The following is a 23,329-nucleotide window of genomic DNA, read 5'->3' as shown; positions in this document are numbered from 1 at the left end:
TGCGGGTGTGGCGTCATTCCCGGCTCACGGACGACGCACGCGTGGCCCGCCCAGAGCCATCGCGCACGCAATCCCGGCGAGTGCGCCGAGAACGTTCATGACGACATCGATCGGAGAAGCTACTCGTTCGTCCAGCATCGTCTGACCTGCCTCGATGATGAGAGAGGTCACCACCGCGAGAATCAGAGCCGCCCACCAATAGCGCCGCCCCAACGCCATGACGAGGACGACACCGAGCGGGATGTAGATCGCGGTGTTCGCGAGTCGTTCGACCAGCGTGTAGTCGACCCAGCGGGGGACGCCGACCATGTGAAGGTTCTCCAGGGTGAGGGTCACCCAGCGGGAGTCGTCGACCCGGTAGGGCCACAGTCCTACCGTCAAGAGCGTGCCCACAGCGACGAGCAGTGCGGCGACGAGCGCCAAGCTTCGTGCGCTGGCAGATCGACCCGAGCGAAGTCGAGCACGGGAATGGCTCGGGGAGGACACCAAGATGCTGACCCCTTCTGGTCATGGCACGCGTCCAGACCCCAGTCGCGACTGCGTGCTGCAACGATGCTAGTGGAGCAGCGGGCGATCGACGGCATTCCCCTACAATGGTGATTCGCGCGAATGACAGGGGACGAGCACGTGCTCATTGGTTATACAACGGGCGTGTACGACATGCTCCACATCGGTCACCTCCGTCTCTTGCAGCGAGCGAAGTCGGAGTGCGATCAGCTCATCGTCGGCGTTACGACCGACGAACTCAGCATGGACGCGAAGGGGAAGCGGCCCGTCGTACCGTTCGTCGAGCGTCGGCAGATGGTCTCGGCGCTACGCTGCGTCGATCTCACCGTGCCGCAGACCTCGATGGACAAGATGAGCGCGTGGCGAAGCCTCGGCTTCCATCGCATGTTCGTCGGGGACGATTGGAAAGGCTCGGACAAGTGGCGCGAACTCGAGCGTGAGTTCGGTGAACTCGAGGTCGACATCGTCTACTTCCCCTACACGAAGACCACATCCAGTACTCAGCTGCGCGAGGCGCTGTGGCAGGTGCACGGTACGGAAGCCTGAACCCGCCGGATCAGGTCCCGCTCGGGTTCTCGAGATGGGAGTGGAACCACGCTGCTCGGCGTGCGAGTTTTCGGTTCAGCACCCAGCGCTCCGTCGCCGACTGGGTAGAGATCGCCGCGCGGAAGCGACGCGCGAAGTCAGCGAACTGGTCGCGCCTGGCAGCCGCCGACTTGTCGTCGTCGACGGCCAAGCTCGATATCCGTTGTGCCGGGACTCCCAGGAGGGACTCAGCGAGAGACGAGAAGACCTCGGCGATCTGCGGGTTGCGCCACGACTCGCGCCGCCAATCCGCCCCCGCCGTGATCTGATTTGCGTGCACCCGGTACGCGACACCCGGCAGCGCGAGTCGTCGTAATGCGCTGCCCTGTGCTGCCAGCCGCAGGTAGAGGTCGTAGTCCTCGGTGGTGCGGAAGGGACGGTAGCCTCCGGCGCCTTCTATCGCGCTGCGTCGCGCGAACAGCGTCGAGTGCGTCACCGGATTCGTCAGCAGGAGATGGAACGGAAAAGCACGGGAGCTGATTCGAGTGGGAGCCGTGAACGAGAGTGGACGCCGCTCCCGCCAGAGAACCGCGCTGGCGAACACCGCGTCGGCGCCGGACAGGACAGCGGACAGCTGTCGACGCGCCCGTCCGCGGAACCAGACATCGTCGGAGTCCATCCGGGCGATGTATTCGCTGTCGCTGGAATCGAGCAGCGCTTGGGAGGCGCGACCGACTCCCTCGTGCGTGCCGTTGATCATCCGGAGGCGGCTATCGGTGATCGAGGCGACCACTTGCGCCGTGCCGTCGGTGCTGACATCGTCGAGGACGACCAACTCGGCATCCGCCGGGATATCCCGCAGGACCGACTCGATCGCCAAGCGGATCGTGCTCTCGGCGTTGTAGGCGGGCATGTGGACCGACAGGCGGGGCATCCGCTACATCCCTCGCCCGCGCCTGTTGAGGGCCCCGACGACTGTCTCGCCCTTCACGAATCCCAGACCCACCAGCATCGCGATGTACGCACGAGGCTGGAGCGGGTGGTGAGCGAGCGTGCGCCTGGCCCATCTGCGGGCCTCGTGGCGGTTTCCCAGTGCACCGTACGCGAAGGCGATCTGACCTTCGATGCGTGCGCTACCCACCTTGCTGCCGGCGAACTCGGGATGTTTCTCGAGGAGGTAGGTCAGTCCGTCGACGATCCCCTGCCAGCGCTCGCTGAAGAAGGACGTCCTGTCCCAGTGCACGATCGTGAGGGCTTCCGGTACCGCTTCGATACGCCCGAGCTTCGTGGCCCGCAGGAGCAGGTCGTAGTCTTCGCCGTAAGAAGCGGGAAGGTCTTCGTCGACCAGCCCGAGGCGCCCGCGGAGGTCGCGCGTCCGTAGGACGAACGACGACGGATGCAGTTCCGTGATGCGCGATCGGAGCAGGTCGGCGAGATTCGCTTGTGACGGCGCGAGGCGTTGGTGGACTCCACCGGCCGAGTGGATCTCGACGCCGGTCGCCGCGACGATCACGTCGGGGTCCTCGAGCAGCGGCACCTGCTTATTCAGTTTGTCGGGCTTCCACTCGTCGTCATCATCGCAGAAGCCGAGGAGCGGGTGGCTCGCGGCCTCGATCCCCGTGTTTCGCGCGCCGGCAAGGCCCGGCACATGCGCATTCTTCATCGTGCGGATGGAGCGCCCGGCAGGGAGGGTGAGATCGGAGAGATCGTCGATCTCGGTTCCGTCGAAGACCACAAGGATCTCGATGTCAGCCGGGTAATCCTGATCCCTGATCGAGGCGAGAGCTCGCCGCAAGAGCTGAGGACGCGAGCGGGTAGCCACGACGACACTCACATCATCTGGCACGGTGCCCCCACTCTCCAGTTCGGTGATGCATCCATCACTCTAGCGATAGCCGAGCGCCCGGACCGACCGACGGAGGGGGAGCGGCACCTGTTCGGAAGGCGGATCGCCTCGCATCGCGAGGGCAGCCGCGATGAAGGCCAGCACGAGCCCGTGCGGAAGCACACCGTAGTAGAAGACCTCGACGATGAGGACCAGAATGATCGCGTTGAGGGCCAGCGCCGTCGTGGACGTGACGTGCCAGGTGGAGAAGAAGAAGTATGCGAGCGTCAGGAGGAACAGCACCAGAGCGGGTAGGCCGTGCGAGAACATGACCATCCAGATGTGACCCTGGGTGCCCACGGAGGGGACACCCTCGGTGAACGACGGTCGTGGGGCGCCGAAGCCGAACAAGGGCGACGTCAGCGTGCGCTCGAAGGTCTCTGCGTACAGATTGGCGCGGTCCTGGGTCGTCGAGCTCACATCCAACCGGTCCCCGAGACGGTCGGCGAGATTCAGGCTGATTGCGGCAGCGACACCGATGACGCCGATGACGCCGAGACCGAAGAGGGCGCGGAGCCTTCCGAGAAGAGCGAGGCGGAAGGCGGCGTAGACCACCGCGACTCCCAGCCCGAGGAACATCCCCCGGTTGAGCGTGAGCACTGCGGGCACGAGAGACACGGGAATGGCCGCCATGATCCACCAGAACTTGGCGGAACGGCGTACGTACCCGGAGTAGGCGATCACTAGAGGCAGAAGCAGTGAGTACGCGTTGCCCCACCCATTCGTGTAGAGGAAGGGCGCAGCCGGCCGAGGCTCGAAGTTGTAGAAGCTTTCGGGGTTGTACTGCGTCGCGCGCCGGACCACCATCTCCTGCACCAGCTCGTTGGCTTGCAGCCCGCTCGGCAGAACGTAGCCGAGCGGTGTGCGGAACGAGAATTCCGGCAGGAAGACACCAAGGTATCCACCGGCTACCACCACGAGCCAGAAGAAGGTGAGGACGCCCAGCACATAGCGGGTCGTGAGGGTTCCACGCCCGTTGTACAGGTAGATGAACACGATGGTGACGGTCAGGTAGAGGAGGGCCCGATAGGCGAATCCGATGAGGCGCCCCGTTGTGTCGATTCCGATCACCGAGAGCAGCATCAGCACGAGGAACAGGAGCCAGATGGCGAAACCGCGCGGGACTTGCGTTCCGCCGCGCTTGATCAGGTACAGCACCATGATCGCCGCGAGCGGAATCCACATCATCTCGGCGACGCCGAGAGCCCACCAGAGCGGGAAGAGGACGAACATCGCCGCGAAAGGCCAGCGCGGGAGCCCGCGAGATGCGCCCGTCTTAACGGTCCGAGGCGCGATTCTCGCTGCGGCGGACAGAGACGGGGCGCGCGCATCCAGACTCACGACAATCCCCCTCCTCGTGGCCCCATAGGATGGCTCGACGGCCTAAATCCTCACCGGATGCATCCCTCGCAACGATCGGCCCTTCGGAAGGACTCTACCGTGAGCACTACTGCCCCCGAACCCGTGGTCTCCCTCGGCTTGGAACACTACCTGTTCGTCGTGCGGAGACAGTGGCGGGTCGTCGTGGCGGCCGTGCTCGTCGGCGTGCTCGGCGCGGTCGCTTACCTTGCGCTGGTGCCGCGGGAGTACACCGCTACCACGATCGTGAATCTCAACGTGATCACGACGGATCCGTTCAACCCGCAGCGACCGGCCTCGGGCCTGCTCGATGATGCGACTGAGGCCGATATCGCGCAGTCTCAGGTTGTCGCGCGGATCGCCGCGGAGGCCGTGCCGGGGAAGACTCCGACGGAGATCCGCCGGGGCGCGAGTGTGCAGCTGACGGCGGAGACGACGATCGCCCGCGTGTCGTTCACCGCGAACGACCCGGACGAGGCGGTCGAAGGGGCACAGGCCGTCTCCGCCGCCTACCTCCAGTTCCGCAGCCAGCAAGCCCAAGAGCGCATCGGTGTGACCGTCGCGAACCTGACGGGACGCGTCGACACGCTCAACGAACGTCTTTCGGAGGTGAACGGCGTGATCGCGGGGAATCCCGATGACAGCGCCGCGACGACCCAGGCGACTACCGAGCGCCAGCAGATCCTGATAGAGCTCGAGGACCTGGTTTCCGATCGCAACGCGCTTCAAAGCGTCGACACCACCGGGGGCGCGATCCTGACCGCCGCCGAGGAGAACGACCTCGAAACCGCTCCGAACGAACTGCTGACGGTCGCCACGGGCGCCGCGCTGGGACTGGTGCTGGGCATCATCCTGGCCTTTCTCATCAATCCCTTCGTGACGCGACTGCGTAACCGCAAGGAGATCATCCGCGCGACGGGAAAGCCGATCTTGGCGCGTCTGCGTTCGGCGTCACCCACCATCCCGGCATCGGCGGTGGACGCCGAGGCGCTCCGAGTGGCGCGCGAGCGGATTCTCGCCGAGACGCGTTCGGGTACCGCCCGCATTCTCGTCTTCGACGCCACGCACGGTGGCGAAGTATCGGCCGTCGTCATGGACCTCGGTGTTGTGACGGCGCAGTCGCAGCGGCAAACGCTCGTCATCGCGCCCGAAGTCGGAGATGCGCAGCTCGATGTCTGGCGCCAAGCGCTCGACGTTGACGGCACCGCAGCGACCTCTGGGAAGATCGTCGCCGCGGAACGCGTACCCGGACTGTCCGTCTACATTGCGGGTGCTGCAGTCGGTGGCGTCGTGGACTCCGATCTCTTGGTGGGGCGAGACGTCCGGCGTGCTCTGCACGAAGCCACAGCGGGGAGCATCTGCTTCATCGCGCTGACGGCCGAGGCGAATCCCGCGAGCCTTCTTGCGGCTCTTCGCGAATCCGATGCCGCCATCATCCTCTTGCGGACCGGATCTTCGCGCATCACCGAAGTCCGGGATTTCCTTCAAGAGGCGCAGAACCTTGAGACGCCCCTTCTCGGTTCGATCGTCCTTCCCAAGCTTCGAGGCAAGAGCGGACCGCTCGTTCCGGCCGCGTCCGAGACCCCTCTCGCCGCCGCTGAGCAGTCGTACACGACCATCTCCGAAGACGGTGACGACGACGATCTGGACGACGTCATGTCGGGGGAGGTGTCCGCTCCGGGCGTACGTAAGGCGCCGCGACGGCGGTCGACCCCGCGCCGTGCCGTAGACGCGGCCAGCGCGAGCTCACCGCAGGAATAGAGGGTCTGCCTCCGGGGTCCCGAAGCGATGTCGACGAGGCCTAGGCCGTGCGCAGCCCCACGAACTTTCGCCGCATGGAGACGAGGCTGTGCACCCCGTTCGCGGCGAAGAGCAACACATACGCGCCGGCGAACAGAGGCACGACACCCCACAGCGCGAATATCCAGCAGAGTGTCCCCATGTCGTTCGGCAGGATGGCGAAGGACTTGATGATGCCACGCCCCTCGGCGGGAGCGATGCTGGCCTTCTTGCGCAATTGCTCGGCCAGGATCTGACTCATGAACTGCCCTGTCGCTATCAGTGCAAATGCCACGGCGATGCCGGCGATCCATGTGGGGTACTCGGAATGGCGCCAGACCGCCACGACGACCGCGAGGTGGATAGCCGGTGTGCGGATCGCGTCCACGACGTGGTCGAGCCACTCGCCCGCGGGTCCTCCCGTGCCCGTGAGACGCGCCACCTGGCCGTCCGCGGAGTCGAGCACGTATCCCAGCGCGAGCAGAACGGCGACGGTCAGACCTGTCCACCAGGCCACGGGTGCGAGAACCAGCACTCCCAAGGCCGCGAATGACAGCAGGGCACTGATCGCCGTGACCCCGTTTGCGCTCACACCCATGGTGGCCGCAGCCGCCGCAACGTAGCGCGCGAGGCGTCGATTCACCCATCGCGTGTAGGCGGGAACACCGCCACCGGGCTTCTGCGCGGCGCGCAAGCGCTGGAGGTTCTCGGAGTAGGTGGACATGCGGCCTTCCGTCGTGCAAATGACAGGGGCGGTGGCACGGCCGAGGCCGTGCCACCGCCCCCATGCGGTCTCCTGAGGCTACTTCTTCACGATGCTCATGTCGAAGCTGTGGCTCGGGGTGGTGCGGTAGTTGGAGTGAACCTCGACCGCCACGGTGTTGGTGCCCGATGTGAAGGCCGACACCGGGATGTCTGCGACGAACGGAGTCGAGGCAGCTGTCGCCGCATTGGGTGCGGTGTTGGCGTACGTCGTCTGCGTCACAACGGTCGCGTCGATATTCTGACGCATCACTTCCACGCCGTTCACGTAAACGATGATCCCGTCATCCGCTCGGGTCGTGAACGTGAGGGCCGAGAAGTCCAGCGTCGGCAGCGAGAGCGCGGTTCGATAGTACGACGTGACCGGCCGGGGGCTCTGCGAAATGTCCAGCGTCGTTCCCAGCGCCGCGTGACCCCACCCGATCGGCGTGGCCCCCGTCGCCCAGGTGGTCGAGTCGAATGCCGGCTGGAGCCAGTCGGCGGGAGTCGGCGCGCTGCTGAACGAGTACGACCACGGTGAACCTGCGGCAACCACCACACCGGAAGCGGGCTCCGGGTCGGGAATCGGGTCCGGGTCGGGTTCCGGTTCGGGTTCGGGTTCGGGTGCCGGCTGTGTTCCGAGTGTGGCGACGGCCTTGAGCTCGAAGCTGTGGCTGGGCGTGCTGCGGTAGTTGGAGTGCACTGATGCCGCGATGACGTTCTCACCGGTCCGGAGCAGGTTGCCCGGAACGGTCAGGACGTACGGTGTTGCCACGGCCGCGGCTGCACCGACAGCCGTATTGGCGTAGGTGTTCGGTCCATCCGCACCCTCTGCCATGTTCTTCCGACCGACCTCGACGCCGTTGACGTAGAGGATCACACCGTCGTCGGCGCGTGCCGTGAGGGTCACGGACGCCACCTTCGATGCATCCGCGATCGTGACGCTCTTCCGATAGAACGATGCCAGCGGCTTCGTTCCGGTCGATGTCAGCGTCGTTCCGAGATTGGAGTGACCGTATCCGATCGGTGCCGCACCCGTCGACCAGGACGTGGAGTTGAACGTTCGATCCGCCCAGCCCTCACCCGGACCGTCCACCGAGTAGGAGTACGACCACGAAGCGCCCTCGGAGACCAGGTCCGTGCCGGTCGGTTCGGGTTCGGGTTCGGGTTCGGGTGCCGGCTGTGTTCCGAGTGTGGCGACGGCCTTGAGCTCGAAGCTGTGGCTGGGCGTGCTGCGGTAGTTGGAGTGCACTGATGCCGCGATGACGTTCTCACCGGTCCGGAGCAGGTTGCCCGGAACGGTCAGGACGTACGGTGTTGCCACGGCCGCGGCTGCACCGACAGCCGTATTGGCGTAGGTGTTCGGTCCATCCGCACCCTCTGCCATGTTCTTCCGACCGACCTCGACGCCGTTGACGTAGAGGATCACACCGTCGTCGGCGCGTGCCGTGAGGGTCACGGACGCCACCTTCGATGCATCCGCGATCGTGACGCTCTTCCGATAGAACGATGCCAGCGGCTTCGTTCCGGTCGATGTCAGCGTCGTTCCGAGATTGGAGTGACCGTATCCGATCGGTGCCGCACCCGTCGACCAGGACGTGGAGTTGAACGTTCGATCCGCCCAGCCCTCACCCGGACCGTCCACCGAGTAGGAGTACGACCACGAAGCGCCCTCGGCGATGAGATCGGTGCCCTGAGCGGGCGGGGGCGTATTGCCCGCCACGACGGCCGCAGTGCTAGCTGACCAGTTTCCGGCGGCGTCCGCAGCGCGTACGAAGTACTTGGTGGCTGCCGGTGCCGCCGGGAGGGTCAGCGAGGTTGACGTGGTGGTCGCGACCACCCGGTTGTTTCGCAGGACCTGGTAGGTGACAGCCCCGCTGTCATCAGTCGAAGGGGACCACGAGAGCGTGACGCCGTTCGCAACCGTGCTGGCCACGAGGGCCGTCGGGGTCGTCGGCGGTGCGACGTCGTTCTGGGCGTTGCGAACGAATCCGCCCGACCATTGGCGCGCGTTGGGCCCTCGCCACGAGGCCGTGAAGTCGCCACCCTGCCAGAGAGTGCCGGTGGAGTCGACGAACAGAGCCCATCCACCCGCACCGCGAGAGGTCGCGAGCCGCGGGTTGAAGTGGGAGATGATCCGCCCGGTAGACGCGCTCCACGCGCCCGTCGAGTAGATCGGGTCTACCGACGTCCATGCCGTGCCCACCTCGGGCCAGACCTTCGCACCCGCATATACGGAGTAGAAGCAGTGGCAGCTGCCGTAGACAGCGGTCCCATCGGTGGCCAGAGCCTGGAAGTCCCCGCCGGCCTGATACGTAGATGCCGCCTTCGTGATGTTGGAGCTGAGAACCTGCATATTGCTGCGGCCATAGCTCACGATGCTGTGCTCGGCACCGCCGAGCCATACTCGGTCACCCACCTCGAGGACCGCCTGCTGATAACCGAGGCGCCCATTGGTGCGGTTCGAGAATTGTACGTTCCACGGAACGACCGCAACGCTGGAATCGGTTGTGAGAGCGGCGGCCTTGTCGGTCGACTCGCCATGTGCCTCATTGAAGAAGCCGGCGAAGTACGTCCGGTCGCCGTTCTTCGAGGCGTCGAGGGACATGACGGTGCCGTTGAGTTCGGGGTTCCAGGTTCGGTCGGGAGTTCCGTCCGTGACCGAGAACCGCGCCCCACCGCGCAGGTACGCTTCGCTCGACGCGGTGCCGCCCGTCGCGTGGGTGAAGGCACCACCGATGTAGAGCCATCCGTCCTGCACGTCCATGGTGCGCACGAAAGCAACGCCCGCCGTCAGCCGATTGATGATGCTGCCGGTGAACGCTGTGTCGAGCTGCCCGGTGCTGGCATTCAATACGGCGAGCCCGGCGCGGTCCTCGCCGTTCACGCGGGAGAAGTTGCCGCCGACTGCCAACCGGCCGTCAGGAAGCGCCGCGAGGGACTTCACCTGGTTGTCGAGAGTGGGTCGGAAGGACGAGATCCACTCACCGGTGTCGCGGTTGAAGGCGGCAAGGTACGCCTGCGAAACCTGGCTCGCGCCCGCCGAAGATCGCTGGACGGTGGTGAAGTTCCCTCCCACGTAGACGACGTTGCCCACCTCGGCGAACGCGGAGACCTCATTGCTGCCCTCGGTCGACATCGGGCCCGCGCCGATGCCGGCGACGCCCCAGGTAGTGGGCTCGGCGAAGGAGTCGGCGACACGCTCGCCGCTCTTCGCCGCGGTGCCGGCGTCCGGAATCGACGGGTAGACCGTCGCGCTCATCACGCGCGGGCGCAGGAATACCTGTGTGAAGGGGCGCGGGTAGCCGCTCGAAGTGTCCTTCGCCCAGATGTAGCTCGAGGCGGAAGGGTTCCCCCGCGAGGAGCTGCCGAAGCCCCAGCCGTACATCCAGCCCTCATTCGAGCCCGTGACGGTGCGCACGCGTGAGGTGGTGTTGTTCGAACCGAAGTCCTGCGTCTGACCGCCCGTGCGGCTCGTGCCGTCGATGACGTAGGAAGCGACACGCTGCTCATTGAAGAACTGCCATGACCACGTCGTGCGAGGACTGGCGAGCTTGAAGGTGAGTTCCTGCCAGGCCGTGCCTGTGGTGTTCGTCGCCCGTCGCAGGCGGATCCCCTCGCTCAGCGAGGAAACGGCCGCGCCGTTGAGCAGGTCCTCGATGACTTCGGAGGACAGCTGCTTGGGGGTGAACGCCTCCGTGCCAGTGACGGCGGCGCTGACATCAGCCGTCGTGCCGGCACCGACATTGGATTCCGACCAGCCTTCACGGCCACGGCCGACGAGCACCCAACCGCCGCCGTTGGTCGTCTGGTCGCAGTAGAAGCGGTCTGCCGCGCCCATCTCCGGGGTTGCGAGCCAGTAGACGCCGCTCGGGGCGGACGGGGTGAGCTGCTTGATCTCCCAGCACGACGCGGCCGCGGTCAGCTCCGTGAGCCCGTCGGGGGCCGGAATGGCCGGTTCGGCTGCCGAGGCTGCGGAAGTGGGCAGGACGAGCATGGTCGCGAGGAGTGTCGCCGAGGCGATGGTCGCCAGAAGCGCGCGACTCCGCCGTCCGAGTCTTTGCGTGGTCACGTGGGCCTCCGAGAGTGTCGTTCGAGAAGTGGTTGAGTGCGATGGCGCGGACATGTGTTCAGCAGGCAGCGTCATCGGGGAACCAATGCGAGGTGATCTTCCACGTGCCGTCGGCGCTCTGCGCGAGGCCGAAGAGGTGTGTGGAGCGGGGCGCGGTCTGCCCGCCGAAGGCGACGCCGGCCGAGTCCAGGGTGGTCACCCCGCTGGAGTCGATGCACGCGCTGACGACCGCTGTCGCGGGGGCGACCTGCGTGTCGAGCGAGGTGACGACGGCCGTCTCGACGACGGGCTGACCCGATATCGTCCAGCCGTTGGTGTCCAGCTCCTGATACTGCGCCGCGATTTCGCTGAGATAGCTTCCCTCGGCTACGCCAGCGAGCACAGCGGCCGGATCGGCGCCCGGCGGGGTTGTCGCGACGGCATCGAGCACGGTGGTGACGAGCGTCTCCGCAGATCCGTCGTCCAATGCGCCAGGATCGCTGGGCGCCGCTGGTGGGACCGGTGCGACGCTGACGTAAGGTGCCGGGCCGGCCTCGGTCTCCGATGGCGTGGGCACTCCGCCGATGCTGCCCGGTTCGATGGCGACGGCCGCGACGACTGCCGCCGCTCCGAGGGTCGCGACCGCGACAATCCCCCATATCCACACGCGAGTACGTTGCGTGGTGCGCCGCGGCGCGTCAGTCTTCTCGATCCCCAAGTCGCTTCCCCAAAGCTCTTATGCGTTCCCGACATCACATCGGACCGGGTCGTCGGTCTTCGGTCCCATCCGAATCCAACAGCCGGTACCGCGACCCCAGTCGCGGCAAACCCCCCAATCCGGTCACTGTAGCACCGGCGACTCCGGAGCGATAGTCCCGCTGGCGGATTATCCTGCGCGGCGCGCCGCCAAACCGCGAAGATCGCGGAAGTGGAGACGTTCGCGGTCAAGGCGGCACCACAGGAGGAAGAGGACACCGCCGACCGCAACGGCCACGAACAGAGCCGGCCATGTAGGTCCCCACCAGAGGCGGATGGCGATGGCCGGGATCCCCACGGTCACCAGGGCTATGAACAGCGGGTACATGCCGTCGACCAGGCCGATTTTGATGCCGACCAGAATTCGGATCTCCGCCCACGCTAGAAGCGCATCCACCATCATGCAGACTGCCCAAGCGGCAGCGGCACCGTTGATGCCCCACAGAGGGACCCACCACCAGATGAGCCCAACGTTCAAAGCGACCACGACGGCCTTGTTGAACGCCGCCCAACCGCTTCTCCCGCTCATTAAGAGGACGGAGTGGATGTTGCCAGCGAGAAGGGTCACGAGCGCGCCGATGCCGAGGATCACGATTGCGCTCGCGCCGCGAACGAATTCCTCCCCGACGAGGGAGAGGACGAGCGGGGCGAACGTCACGAGCGTGAGGATGATGGGGCTGCTGAAGAGCACCAGCCACCGCGTCGCCGTGGAGTAAATGGAACGCAGCTCGTTGTGCGCGCGGACGTGAAGCAGACGACTGAACTCCGGCGAAACGACGAGCCTGATCGCCGTGTCCACAATCAGTGCGGCAGCGACGAAGCGACTGGCTGTGCCATAGACGCCGGCGTCGGCCGCCCCCGCGATCGCGCCGACCAGGACGACGTCGAGCCACAGCAGTAGTTGTTCGAGCGACGAGGACAGCACGCGAGGTCCGGCGTATCGCCTGATTGCCCTGCGGGGTCGTGCCAGGGAATCGTCGTCGTCGACGGCTGGTGGGGAGACGTTGAGTGAGCCTGCAGGCCGTCGGAGCTGCGCGCGGACCACGATCAGTGCCGCGCCGAGCGCGATGACGACGGGTGACGCCCAAGCCAGAGCGACGGCGGCGACGCCGCTCCCGAGCCCAATAACCACCAGGACCGCAGCAGGACGTAGCGCAGGAACGGCGATACTCCCGATTACGACGTAGGGCAGGATGTCGCCCAGTCCGCGCAGAGTGGCCAGCGTGGCGAGGAATGCCGACGCGATGGGCAGGGTCCACGCGATGGCTGTGAGGGCGGCGATGACGTCCGGCTCCCACATCGATAGGGATGTCAGGACGAGCAGTCCGAGATAGATCAAGGCGGCGCACACGATGCCGCCGAGCGCCGCCGAGCAGATGACGAACGCGGCGGCGCTGGCGGTGTCGGAGCTGCGCGTCGCCTTCAGCCGCGGCATGATCCACACGGCGGCCGAATCCATTCCGAGCCGAGCGACGCCTAGGGCGATCGAGTACACGCCGATGGCTTGCAGGATGACACCCGAGCGGTAGTCGCCGAGCGAGCCGAGAACGATGATGAGGACGAAGCCCATGCCCGCGCTGAAGACTGACCCGATCAACCCGATCGAACCGCCGCGTGCGAGTTCGCGGCGACGACCGCGTTCGTCTTCGGCAGTCGTCATGCGTCCAGGCTGGCTGAACCCTCGCCCCTGTGTCCAATCCGACGAGTACTCCGCGTTGCAAATTGAATCGCGAGAGCAAGAATGAAAGCGGGATTGCCGACGAGGTAACGGCGTGCCAAGCGCTTCGGCTCGATCATCAAGCGCCACGCCCATTCGAGACCCGCGGTGATCATCCACGCCGGCGCGCGTTTGTTCGCGCCGCTCAGCCAGTCGAACAGCCCGCCGCAGGTGAGGATCGCCGTAGCGCCGGACCGTGTTCCGTGGTCGCGCACCCACGCCTGCTGGACTGGGTCACCCAGACCGACAAAGAGCAGATCCGTTCCGTGGGCGCGGATTTCCCGCAGCACTTCTTCCACACCTTCGGCATCGACGTATCCGTGATGAGTGGCAATCTTCACGTCGGGAGCGATCCGCCGCATCTGTTCGGCCGCGCTCTCGGCGACGCCGGGCTGTCCGCCGAAGAAGAACACGTTGAGGTTCTCACGCGCCGCGCGTTGCAGTAGCGGTGGGGCGAGATCGGTCGTCGCCACCCTCTCGGACACACTCGCGCCCAGAGCGCGAGCGGCCCAGACCACCGACTGCCCGTCGGCGTAGTTCAGATCGCTGCCTTCGAGAAAGTGGCGCAGCTCAGGATCGCGACGGGCGAGGTTGGAGACGTGTGCGTTCACACCGACGGCGACCCTCTGTTGGTTCTCGCGCGTCCATCCGATGACGGTTTCTACCGCGGCATCCATGCCGACGGAGTCAACGCGCGCTCCCGCTACGTAGGCGCTTGCGCGGGGGGCTACGGCGAATGCGCCGCGCGTGACGTTCATGACCGTGGCCATTTCAGTACGCCCCGCTCGGCTGCAGCATGACCTTCACGGTCCGCCACATGATTATCAGGTCGTGTGTGAGCGACCAGTTCTCGACATAGCGAAGGTCCAGTTTCACGCTTTCTTCCCATGAGAGGTCGCTGCGACCGCTGACCTGCCACAGCCCGGTGATTCCGGGCTTGATGTACAAACGCCGGAAGACGCGGCCGTCGTACGCGGTGACCTCGCTGGGCAGTGGCGGACGGGGTCCGACAATGCTCATGTCGCCCACGAGTACGTTCCAGAACTGAGGCAGTTCGTCGAGCGAGAACTTCCGGAGGATTCGACCGACCCGGGTAACTCGAGGGTCCGCTTTCATCTTGAACAGCGGGCCTGAGCCCTCGTTTGCGTCGAGAAGCGCGGCGAGCTCTTGCTCCGCCGTGGTCGTCATCGACCGGAACTTGACCATGCGGAAGCCGCGTCCGTCACGTCCAACCCTCAGCTGACGGAAGAAGACGGGTCCTTGCGAGTCGATCTTGATCGCGATGGCTATAAACGGCGCGAGCACGCTGATAGATATGAGCGCGATGAGCGACACGACGACGTCGAACGCGCGTTTGACGAGGTGCGGACCACCCTCGAAGGTGGGGATGCGCACGTGGATGAGTGGCAGCCCTTCGACGGGTCGAAGGGAGATCCGAGGACCGGCGACATCTGCGAGTCGACTGGAGAGGATCAGCTCCGCGGCAGTCCCCTCGAGCTGCCAGCTCAGCCGCTTGATGAATCCCGGGTCGTCCGGGGGAGTGCTCGCCACGATGATCGTGTCTGCATTGATTTCGCGCGCGACACTGGCGACTGAACCGACGCTGCTCACGACACCGTATGTGCGGCGCCCGACGACTACGCCGTCGGTGCGACCATCGGCGATCGCAGTCCCTACCACTATGTAGCCGAGCTGGCCGTCCTTTTCCAGGCGCTTGATGACGTATCGGACGTCCTTTCGGCTGCCGATGACGATCGCCCGTGATGCATAGTGCCCAAGCCGACGCTTCGCAAGCAACCACTTGCGCCACGACCATCGCCCGATCAGCAAAGCGACGAGGCCGATCGGCATCGCGAAGATGAGCTGGAAACGCACGCCCTGCCACTGGAAGATGACGAACGCGATCGCCAAGAGACCGAAGGCGAGACCGGTCGCATGGGCGACTCGCTTGTATTCGCTCGGCCCCGCGCCCATGATGCGTGCGTCGCGCGTGTTCATGATTGCGAGCACGACGAGCCACGTCAGCGCCGTCAGCGCCGGGACGCGGATGACATTCGGTAGATGGGCATCGGTCAGACCCGGGAATGCCACGGCACCGAATGCGGTGCTTGCCACCGTCGCGAGGACGATGACGGTGTCAGTTACTCGGAGTCGTCTCAGATACCGACGCTCCCACAGCCGGCGCTGTTCCAGCCCCGGTTGAATGCGCGGCGCCGCGTTCGCGACGGTACGACCACTTGTCGGGTGACCGACTTTCGCGGGCGCAATATGGATCGGTGGCGCGAAAACGCGCACATCATCGATCGCGGTCATCGTTCCCCAGCGGAATTCCGCACGCGTCCCCACGCGTCCCCAATTTTCATGTCATCCCCAGTCGACATAGAATCCGCGCACGGTAAATGCACCGACTCGTTTCCCCTTACGCACTTCACGTCAACCCCAGATCGACGTAACTCCGGGCCCCAGCCGCAGAGTGTGCTGTTCGTCACTCTAGCGGACGGTCCCGTCTGTGAGTACCAGTGCGGCCATTTTGTCGCCCGTGTCGCGCAAAAGTGCATCGCTGGTGCCCATGTGAGCCATGATGTGCACATCCCCATGTGTCCCCGGGGATCGGTTGCGCCCTCGAGGAGACTCGCCTGATGGACTACGTGCTCACCGCAGGCTCAATCCTCACCATGGACCCGAAGAAGCCGCGCGCCGAGGCCGTCGCCATCTCGGGGGAGCGGATCGTCGCGGTTGGCTCGCTCGCCGAATGCCGGGCGGCCCTGCCCGATGCCGAGGTCCGCGACTCAGGCGCAGCCGTTCTGATGCCCGGTTTCATCGACTCCCACTCCCACCCGGTTCTCAGCGGCATGGCCACCATGCCGCCGGGCTACTACATCGCCCCGTGGGTTGCGCCCACCTGGGATGCGGTGCTCACGATCTTCCAGAAGGCGATCGCCGAGACCGCCGCGGGAACGGCCCTGTCGTTCTTCGGTTACGACGGACTCCTGCAGAACCACGAGGCGCCGACCGCAGCATTCCTCGACGCCATCTTCGGCGACCGGCTCGTGCTCGTCTTCGGCAACTCGGGACACACGGCGTACGTGTCGTCTGCGGTGCTGCGCGCGCTCGGCTGGATCGATAGCCCGCCCGCCGATCCGCCCGGCGGTAGCTACGGGCGTCTCGCTGACGGGAGCCTGGATGGCTCGGCCACCGAGGTCCCCGCCTGCCTCACCATCGCTCATCCCGTGCTGGCCGCGCTGCCGGGTAAGCCATTGCAGGGTGCGGTCGAGTACTACGCCTACATGTCACGCGCGGGCATCACCTCGACGTCCGAGCACACCTACCAGAGCAGCCTCAAGCCCGCGTACGAGGCGTTGGCCGCCCTGCCGAGCGCGCCGTTGCGGGTCGCTTTGTACCACATGTCCACCGAGGCCGACTGTGGTGACCCCTTCGTTTCAGACGTCCCGGCGACGATGCTACACAAGCGTGGAATCAAGCTGTGGGCGGACGGCTCGCCCTGGGTTGGCAACGTTGCAATGTCCGAGCCGTACCTCGACACCCCGGCGACCCGTGCGGCCGGGATCGCGGCCGGCGTCCCGGGCGAGAAGATGATGAACTACCCTCGCGAGCGCCTCGACGCGCTGCTCGACGAGCACGCCCCCGAGGGGTGGCAGATGGCCTTCCACGTCAACGGCGACATCGGCCTCGACATCGTCCTCGACGCCTTCGGGCGCGCACTCGAGAAGCACCAGCTGCTCGGGACCGACCACCGGTGGCGCGTCGAGCACGTCGGAGGCGCGCGGGGCGAGCAGTTCCGGCGCGCGGCGAGCCTCGGTGTGGTCGCGTCGATGGGTCCGTTCCAGTACTACTACTGGGGCGATCTGCTCGACGGGCAGCTGTTCGCCACCGAGACGGGCGCCGGGTGGCAGCGCTTCCGCGACGCTTTTGATGCAGGGGTGCATCCGTCCTTCCACAACGATGGGAGCGTCTCGCCGCCGACGCCCCTGCTCAACGTGCAGACCGCGGTCACGCGTCGCACGAGTTCGGGCGCCGTGCATGGACCCGATCAAGCCGCGACGTTGTGGGAGGCGCTCTGCGCCCAGACGATCAACGCCGCGTACGCGCTCGGCACGGACGGCGATGTCGGATCGATCGAGCCGGGCAAACTCGCCGACTTCGTCGAACTCTCGGCCGACCCCTACGCCGTTGCGCCGGAGCGGATCGGCGAGATTCGCGTTCACGGCACGTGGCTCGGTGGGCAGCGGATCGACGTGAAGGAGTTCGTCGAGGCATCCGGGCAGGTCGATCGTGCGTCGTTCGAGAAGCTGCGCGCGATGGGGCCGCCGGCCTGCTGTCATCACACTCCGCACGCCGCGAACGTCTGAATAAGAGGAGCGCCGGATGTCTCGGATGCTGGCATATATCGCCGATCGCACGCTCACCCCGCCGGAGGCGTGGGGTGTGGAACTCCTCGAGGCCTTCGCGGACCTCGCGCGACTGCACGCGGACGGGTGGGGGACCGCGTGGATCGGTGCTTCCGGCGAGATCGAGGGAGAGGATGGCGTCGCGGCCTTCGTCCCGACGGATCTCGACGGTGCCGAGGCCAGCGCCGCGCGGATGCTGTACCTGCGGTTCGCCAGTAAGGGGTCGCCCGCCCTGCCCGAGAACACACAACCCTTCGTACGGGATGGGCTCGCGTTCCAGCACAACGGGTTGCTCGCGCCTCGCGACCGTGCCTTGGATCTGCTGGCGCCCGCCGATGTCGCAGAGCTGGTGGGGACGACCGACAGCGAGGTCTACTTCGGAGTGGTCCGCCGGCACCTCCGCGACGCCGGCTCCGCCGAGACGGAACGCCTGACCGCGATCGCGGCGGCCGTGAACGAGGTGCGGGCCGTGTACCCCGACGCGTGCCTCAACGCCCTCCTGCTCGACGCGTCCGGCCTCTATGTGGTGCACTCGGCGGGACGTGCAGCCACCCCATCTGCGGCGTTCGCGGAGCGCGGCTTCACGCCCGAGACCCTGCCGTCGGGGCACGGACCGGACTACAACACCCTGCGCGTCGTGCGCGCCGCATCCGGAGCGTTCGTCATCGCGACGACCGGGGTCGATCAGGGCGGGTGGGATGACGTTCCGTCGGACACGGTCTCGATGATCGATGCGGCGGGGATCCGATCTGTTCCGATCGAACCCGCCATCGCGGGTGCCGGGATACGCTCTGTCTCGATGACTCCCCCCGAGGTTGTGGACCCGGCGTTCGACGCCGTGGCGACGCTCGTCGTGCAGGTCGCGGTAAACAAGATCGACGCTCTCGCGGTCATCTCGCTGGCGGTAGACAGTCCCGTGCTCGCCGTGGGTTCGGCGCGGCCTCGCATCGAGCTCGACGGTGGAGCGTGGGCCGAGGTTGAAATCCCGAAGTTCGGTGAGCCGCCGCCCCTCGCGATCGATGTGCGTTCGCCCCTCGGGCTCGACCACGCGCAGTTTTCGGCGCTCTCACTCGCGGCCGCGTTGGAGCGCCAAGCGGGCTGGAGCGTCTATCCGGACTTTCCCGTCGCCGCGCCCTGACTGTGGACCTTCCCACGCGGTCCGCGGAAGTCGATGCCCTGCTCGCGGGGACGGATCACCGCCACGTCGCGGTGATCGACGCGATCCGGGACGAGCTGCTCGCCGTGCCGGGCGTGGTCGAGAGCATCAAATGGAAGGCTCCGAATTATGCACTCGCGGATGACTTCGCGACGATGAGTCTGCGCAAGCCGGAGGCCGTGCAGCTGATCCTGCACACGGGCGCGAAGCCGAAGCCGAAGCATCCGGAGATCCTCCTCGACCCGTTGCCGACCTTCGCGCGCCGGGCCGACCGCAACCGGCTCGTCCTGACGTTCACGGGCGTAACGCTGCCAGACAAGGATCGGCTCGAGCTGCGGCGGATGATCAAGGCCTGGACTGCACAGCTCGCGTGAGCCCAATGTCGCGCCGGATGTGCCATGCGTGAGTTCAACCCCGGTTTCGGTCCGGCGAGTCCCGCGAGGATGGCCGGCGCTTCACCCCTCTTCTCACGTTCCCCTCGCGCGAAGGCTGATGTTCCGGATGCTTCGCCCGCTGCGGTGAGTCGTGCCCTACGCGATCGCCCTCTCCGTCGTGCTCGTCGGCCTTGCCGCCTTCCAGCTGGCGCTCGCTCTGGGCGCGCCGTGGGGGCACTTCGCATGGGGCGGCCAGCACCGCGTTCTACCCACGGGTGTGCGCATCGGCAGCGTTGTGCTGGGAATCATCCTGAACGCGATCTCTCGGAGCAAGCCCGAGCGGTACACGATGGTGCCCGTAGTGATCGGTCTCGCGGTGTTGTCGTTGCTCATCGCGCTGGGCTGAGCAGTTCAGGATCAGCCGACGTGCCCGCGGATCGGGTCGAGCACCGCCTCGGCCGCCCATGCGGCGGCGTCGGCGATGTCGCGACGATTCATGCCGAGTTCGCGGCGGAGGGTGACCCAGGTCGCGGCGGAATCGATGTGCGACAGGGCTGCGACGATCGCGCGACGGTCGGTCTCGGCCACCGCCGGAACCTCCGCGCGCAACTGTGCTTCCAGGCGCTCCTTGCGCGGCGTCGGAGCTGCTCCAGACACTCCCCGCATCGTCGTCTCGGCTACCACGTGGGCGAGCTCGGGACGCTGGTCGTAGGCCTCCATCGCTTCGCGGATCGCGAGCGGGGTGTCGAAGACGGAGGGTGATTCTTCGCGGGCGAAGATGCTTCGTTCGATCCACGCGGCCGTCGCCAGCAAGAGGTCTACCCGGGTCGCGTAGTTGCGGAAGACGGTGCGCTCACCGACGCCTGCGCGTCGGGCGATGAGGCGGAACGAGACGTCGTCGGTGCCGAGCTCCTCGATGAGTTCCGCGTACGCGGACAGGATGGCCTCTTGGGTGCGGTTTAGGTCAGCATCTGAGACGGTGCCGTCAGCGGAGTTCGCGATGGTCACGCCGCGTCGCTCGGCTTGGATGATGTCGTCATCGTGTCGGCGGTCTTCGACGCGGATGTCAGGCGGCCGAGGGCCTGTCCGACGGTTCTGTCGAAGACATCCGAGATCTCGGGCCCGCTCATGTCGAAGCCCGTTCGCATGCGCGCCCAGAACTGTGCGGAAGAGAAGTACCGGAGCGTGGCCGAGACGCGGCGAAGGTCGCGGGCGTCGATGCTCGGGTAGCTCGTCTGCAGCATGGCTTCGACGGTCCGAGTGAGGAATGTGGGTTCGGCTTCGCCCGTGGGCGAGATCGAGGCCGCGCGGGCGCACACGAAGGCGAACGCGGGGGAGCCGTCGAAGTCGATGAAACGCTGGCGCGTCGCTGCCTGGAACTGCGGGATGGTGACGAAAGCGGGGAGAGGAAACTCGGTCTCTTCGAGCCACAGAGCCAGGCCCTCGAGAAGGTGTGAGCGCGTTGGGAACTGGCGATAGATCGTGCGTTCGGAGACCCCAACCGCGTCGCCGAGCGAGCGATACGAGATGTCGTCGAAAGTGTGCTCGCGGAGCGACGCGGCCGCGCTCGCGAGGATCGCGGTCGGCGTGTCCACCGTCTCCGCCATCACTTCCCTCTTCTCCCGACAGAACGCGGTGCCGGCTCCGGTGGCAGGACATAGCGGTCGGAGCCATCCAAGGTCAGTGCCAGCGACGAGACGTACTGCGTCTCCCCATGGGGTCCGCGTTCCGCCGAGGCCAGCATATCCGGGCGCTCGAAGGTGTAGCCAGTGACGTGGCAGCGAAGTCGTTCACCTGATGGGTTCCCGTCGGCATCGAGGAGGGGGGACGCGATGCCGTCGGTCTGACGGCGCAGGTAGTAGCGGCCGCGCGTCGCGATCGCCATGACGGGCGTCGTGATGACGGCGACCCCGATCGCGATGAGAACCGAGTACGGCCGGATGTCGCCGCCGAACGCCCCGCCGAAGGCCGCGAGCGAGAGGACCGACGCCAGACCGACCGAGACGAGCCCGACCGGGTTCCAGTCGTGAAGCATGCCGCGACGGAACTCCGGATACTTCGGCGACAGGCGCAGGATGTGCTTGTTGATGACGATGTCGGCGGCGATCGTGACGAGCCAGGCCATGACGACGTTCGCGTAGAGGCTCAGCACGAACGAGATCAGGCTGAAGACATCCATCCACATCAGCGCCAGCGCGATCGCCAGGTTGAAGTACATGAAGACCGACCGACCGGGGTAGGTCTTGGTGAGGCGGGTGTAGACGTTCGACCACGCGAGTGAGCCCGAGTATGCGTTGGTGACGTTGATTTTGACCTGTGCGATCACGACCAGGATCAGGGCGAGCCCGATCGCGAGCCACTCGGGCATGATCGAGGCATAGAGACCGACGAATTGTCGCACCGGCTCGGTCGCACGGAAGCCCAGGTCGGGATCGATGCGCGTGAAGAGGTAGACCGCGAGGAAGACCCCCACCACCTGCTTGATCCCGCTGAAGAGCACCCATCCGGGGCCCGCGAACAGGAGCGATGTCCACCATGCGCGGTAGTTGACGCGCGTGCGCGGCGGCATGGCCCGGATGTAGTCGATCTGCTCGGCGAGCTGCGGGGTCAGGGCGAAACACACCGCCGCGCTCGAGACGATCGCCCCGAAGTGCAGCTCGCCGTCGGAATTGCCGCTGAACGAGACGAAGGCGCTGACGGCCTCGGGATCCGACACGATGACCCACAGCAGGGGAAGCAGCGCGAGGGCGAGCCATAGCGGGGTCGTCCAGAACTGCAGTCGCTCGAGCGCGCGCATCCCGTAGATGACAATCGGGATCACGACGACCGTCGAGATGAGATAGCCGATCGGCAGGGGGATCCCCGTCGCCACCTGCAGGCCCTGCGCCATGATCGCGCCCTCGAGCGCGAAGAAGATGCAGGTGAAGACAGCGAAGATGACGGTCGTGATCGACGAGCCGTAGTACCCGAACCCCGATCCGCGGGCGATCAGATCCAGGTCGAGGTTATAGCGTGCGGCGTAGTAGGCGATCGGGACGCCGACGATGAATATCGTCACGGAAGCGAGGAGGATGCCGAGCACGGCGTTGTTCGTGCCGTGCTCGATTCCGATGCTCGCGCCGATGGAGAAGTCGGCGAGGAACGCGATCGAGCCGAGCGCGGTTATTCCGACGGCACTGGCGCTCCAGCGGCGGAAGCTACGGGGAACGTAGCGGAAGGCGTAGTCCTCGAGGCTGTCCTCGGCCGCAGCCCGCGCGTTGTCTGCCCTGGTCACCGTCGCAACCTCCTGCGCCTCGCGCGTCGGGCTCATTGTCTCGATTCGCGTGTTACAGCCGTATTGCGGCCCACCGCCGGCGGTCGTGGGGCCAGTGCGCGCCTCCCCTTTGTCAGATGGCCATCGCGGCGCGCACGCCCTCGGCCGCGGATGCCCCGCCGTCGCCCGTGCTCGACGCGAAGCCGCTGGCCAGCACGAGGTATTTGTCGGCGGCCTCGAGCGCGAAGCCGATGTGCTGCTCGACCAGCAGAACGGACAGGCCCTCGCTGGCGAGCTGCATGACGGTGTGCTCGATCTCGGCGACGATCGTCGGCTGGATGCCCTCGGTCGGTTCGTCGAGAATCAGCATCTTCGGTTCGGTGATGAGCGCACGGGCAATCGCGAGTTGCTGACGCTGCCCACCCGAGAGCAGGCCCGCTTTGCGGGTGGCGAACTTCTCCAGAGCGGGAAAACGAGCGAGCTGCTCGTCGATGAGCGCCTTGCCGTGCTTGCGTCCGTCGGCCACGAGCTGCAGGTTCTCCATCGTCGTCAGCTGCGTGAAGGACTGCTGGCCCTGCGGCACGTACGCCATCCCGCGCGCGATGCGCTTGTTGGGAGCGAGTGACGTGATGTCGGAACCATCGAAGAGCACCTTGCCGCTGCGCGGCTTGATGAGGCCGATCGCGACGCGCAGCAGCGTCGATTTGCCCGCGCCGTTGTGGCCGAGCACCGCGACCGTCTTCGCGCTGGGCAGCGTCACGCCGTGCAGCACGAGTGTCCGGCCGTAGCCGGCCTGGATGTCGTTCATCTCGAGCAT

At 66.2% G+C, this 23,329-nt stretch carries 20 protein-coding genes; 6 read left to right on the top strand and 14 right to left on the bottom strand.

The features are described from left to right. Positions 1-24: 24 nt before the first annotated feature. A complete protein-coding gene (locus CGU34_RS03620; protein ID WP_100813267.1) occupies positions 25-423 on the bottom strand; it encodes a VanZ family protein in 399 nt (132 codons plus the stop codon). A gap of 186 nt (positions 424-609) precedes the next feature. On the opposite strand from CGU34_RS03620, the gene CGU34_RS03615 reads away from it, so the two are divergent. Beyond that, entirely contained in the window at positions 610-1,053 is a 444-nt protein-coding gene (locus tag CGU34_RS03615) for an adenylyltransferase/cytidyltransferase family protein (protein ID WP_100813266.1), read from the top strand. Positions 1,054-1,063: 10 nt separating this feature from the next. Here the strand turns inward: CGU34_RS03615 and CGU34_RS03610 are convergent, their stop codons facing one another. The 3 genes from CGU34_RS03610 to CGU34_RS03600 are packed head-to-tail and all read right to left on the bottom strand — an operon-like array spanning position 1,064 to position 4,150. Beyond that, complete coding sequence (locus tag CGU34_RS03610; RefSeq protein WP_100813265.1) at positions 1,064-1,966, bottom strand: glycosyltransferase family 2 protein; 903 nt, start codon at positions 1,964-1,966, stop codon at positions 1,064-1,066. A 3-nt stretch (positions 1,967-1,969) separates the two neighbouring features. After that, the gene (locus tag CGU34_RS03605; protein ID WP_232711517.1) at positions 1,970-2,878 is read right to left on the bottom strand and encodes a glycosyltransferase family 2 protein; all 909 of its coding nucleotides are present in this window, start codon (positions 2,876-2,878) and stop codon (positions 1,970-1,972) included. Between the two features lie 39 nt (positions 2,879-2,917). Then, a complete protein-coding gene (locus tag CGU34_RS03600) occupies positions 2,918-4,150 on the bottom strand; it encodes an O-antigen ligase family protein (RefSeq protein WP_100813263.1) in 1,233 nt (410 codons plus the stop codon). A gap of 207 nt (positions 4,151-4,357) precedes the next feature. Between CGU34_RS03600 and CGU34_RS03595 the strand changes: the two genes are divergently transcribed. Continuing rightward, on the top strand, positions 4,358-6,037 hold the full coding sequence (locus CGU34_RS03595; protein WP_157811209.1) for a Wzz/FepE/Etk N-terminal domain-containing protein: 1,680 nt from the start codon (positions 4,358-4,360) through the stop codon (positions 6,035-6,037). Positions 6,038-6,077: 40 nt separating this feature from the next. On the opposite strand, the gene CGU34_RS03590 is transcribed toward CGU34_RS03595, so the two are convergent. The 6 genes from CGU34_RS03590 to CGU34_RS03565 all read right to left on the bottom strand — a co-directional run bounded on the left by CGU34_RS03590 (position 6,078) and on the right by CGU34_RS03565 (position 15,633). After that, a complete protein-coding gene (locus CGU34_RS03590) occupies positions 6,078-6,779 on the bottom strand; it encodes a CDP-alcohol phosphatidyltransferase family protein (RefSeq protein ID WP_100813261.1) in 702 nt (233 codons plus the stop codon). Positions 6,780-6,857: 78 nt separating this feature from the next. Then, complete coding sequence (locus CGU34_RS16860) at positions 6,858-10,868, bottom strand: delta-60 repeat domain-containing protein (protein WP_157811208.1); 4,011 nt, start codon at positions 10,866-10,868, stop codon at positions 6,858-6,860. Positions 10,869-10,926: 58 nt separating this feature from the next. Then, entirely contained in the window at positions 10,927-11,514 is a 588-nt protein-coding gene (locus CGU34_RS03580; RefSeq protein ID WP_100813260.1) for a hypothetical protein, read from the bottom strand. 219 nt (positions 11,515-11,733) lie between these two features. Next, positions 11,734-13,263: a polysaccharide biosynthesis C-terminal domain-containing protein gene (locus tag CGU34_RS03575; RefSeq protein ID WP_157811207.1), complete on the bottom strand. Its 1,530-nt coding sequence runs from the start codon at positions 13,261-13,263 to the stop codon at positions 11,734-11,736. Continuing rightward, positions 13,260-14,090, bottom strand: a complete 831-nt coding sequence (locus CGU34_RS03570; protein WP_232711516.1) for a WecB/TagA/CpsF family glycosyltransferase — start codon at positions 14,088-14,090, stop codon at positions 13,260-13,262. Before CGU34_RS03570 ends, CGU34_RS03575 begins: the two co-directional genes overlap by 4 nt. Before the next feature lies 1 nt (position 14,091). Continuing rightward, on the bottom strand, positions 14,092-15,633 hold the full coding sequence (locus tag CGU34_RS03565) for a sugar transferase (protein ID WP_100813319.1): 1,542 nt from the start codon (positions 15,631-15,633) through the stop codon (positions 14,092-14,094). A 326-nt stretch (positions 15,634-15,959) separates the two neighbouring features. On the opposite strand from CGU34_RS03565, the gene CGU34_RS03560 reads away from it, so the two are divergent. The 4 genes from CGU34_RS03560 to CGU34_RS03545 all read left to right on the top strand — a co-directional run bounded on the left by CGU34_RS03560 (position 15,960) and on the right by CGU34_RS03545 (position 19,665). Further along, the gene (locus CGU34_RS03560; protein WP_198517671.1) at positions 15,960-17,690 is read left to right on the top strand and encodes an amidohydrolase; all 1,731 of its coding nucleotides are present in this window, start codon (positions 15,960-15,962) and stop codon (positions 17,688-17,690) included. A 16-nt stretch (positions 17,691-17,706) separates the two neighbouring features. After that, positions 17,707-18,867, top strand: coding sequence for a class II glutamine amidotransferase (locus CGU34_RS03555; protein ID WP_100813258.1), 1,161 nt, complete (start codon positions 17,707-17,709; stop codon positions 18,865-18,867). Between the two features lie 2 nt (positions 18,868-18,869). Further along, complete coding sequence (locus CGU34_RS03550) at positions 18,870-19,259, top strand: hypothetical protein (protein ID WP_100813257.1); 390 nt, start codon at positions 18,870-18,872, stop codon at positions 19,257-19,259. Positions 19,260-19,410: 151 nt separating this feature from the next. After that, complete coding sequence (locus CGU34_RS03545) at positions 19,411-19,665, top strand: hypothetical protein (protein ID WP_100813256.1); 255 nt, start codon at positions 19,411-19,413, stop codon at positions 19,663-19,665. A gap of 11 nt (positions 19,666-19,676) precedes the next feature. Here the strand turns inward: CGU34_RS03545 and CGU34_RS03540 are convergent, their stop codons facing one another. The 4 genes from CGU34_RS03540 to CGU34_RS03525 form a co-directional block, all read right to left on the bottom strand. Beyond that, on the bottom strand, positions 19,677-20,267 hold the full coding sequence (locus tag CGU34_RS03540; protein ID WP_100813255.1) for a TetR/AcrR family transcriptional regulator: 591 nt from the start codon (positions 20,265-20,267) through the stop codon (positions 19,677-19,679). Continuing rightward, positions 20,264-20,866 (bottom strand): TetR family transcriptional regulator, encoded by a 603-nt coding sequence (locus CGU34_RS03535; RefSeq protein WP_100813254.1) that lies wholly within the window; start codon positions 20,864-20,866, stop codon positions 20,264-20,266. The genes CGU34_RS03540 and CGU34_RS03535 overlap by 4 nt, the downstream gene beginning before the upstream one ends. Next, the gene (locus CGU34_RS03530; protein WP_100813253.1) at positions 20,866-22,569 is read right to left on the bottom strand and encodes a hypothetical protein; all 1,704 of its coding nucleotides are present in this window, start codon (positions 22,567-22,569) and stop codon (positions 20,866-20,868) included. The genes CGU34_RS03535 and CGU34_RS03530 overlap by 1 nt, the downstream gene beginning before the upstream one ends. 76 nt (positions 22,570-22,645) lie before the next feature. Continuing rightward, the gene (locus tag CGU34_RS03525) at positions 22,646-23,329 is read right to left on the bottom strand and encodes an ATP-binding cassette domain-containing protein (RefSeq protein WP_100813252.1); all 684 of its coding nucleotides are present in this window, start codon (positions 23,327-23,329) and stop codon (positions 22,646-22,648) included.

The sequence above is a fragment of the Microbacterium lacus genome (assembly GCF_002812805.1).
GTDB lineage: Bacteria > Actinomycetota > Actinomycetes > Actinomycetales > Microbacteriaceae > Microbacterium > Microbacterium lacus_A.
This window is presented reverse-complemented; position numbering and strand designations above follow the sequence as displayed.